1 protein-coding gene is annotated in these 435 nt (G+C 42.5%); it reads left to right on the top strand.

Annotation, left to right across the window (positions count from 1 at the left end):
• On the top strand, positions 1-435 hold a 435-nt coding region (lgt, locus tag ACTD9P_RS30020), incomplete at both ends, for a prolipoprotein diacylglyceryl transferase (protein ID WP_438870481.1).

The raw sequence follows: 435 nt of genomic DNA, 5'->3' as shown, positions 1-435 counted from the left end.
ACTATAGTCAGAATTTAGGAGAGATTTTTGCCATTTGGAATGGTGGTTTGGCCATTTACGGTGGTTTGATAACTGGGGCTCTTGTGCTCTATATCTTTGCTGACCGTAAACTCATCAATACTTGGGATTTTCTAGATATTGCGGCGCCTAGCGTTATGATTGCTCAAAGTTTGGGGCGTTGGGGTAATTTCTTTAACCAAGAAGCTTATGGTGCAATAGTGGATAATCTGGATTATCTACCTGGCTTTATCCGTGACCAGATGTATATTGAGGGGAGCTACCGTCAACCGACTTTCCTTTATGAGTCTCTATGGAATCTGCTTGGCTTTGCCTTGATTCTGATTTTTAGACGGAAATGGAAGAGTCTCAGACGAGGTCATATCACGGCCTTTTACTTGATTTGGTATGGTTTCGGTCGTATGGTCATCGAAGGTA

Origin of the sequence: Pseudomonas onubensis (assembly GCF_965653655.1) — a bacterium.
Lineage (GTDB): Bacteria > Pseudomonadota > Gammaproteobacteria > Pseudomonadales > Pseudomonadaceae > Aquipseudomonas.
This window is presented reverse-complemented; position numbering and strand designations above follow the sequence as displayed.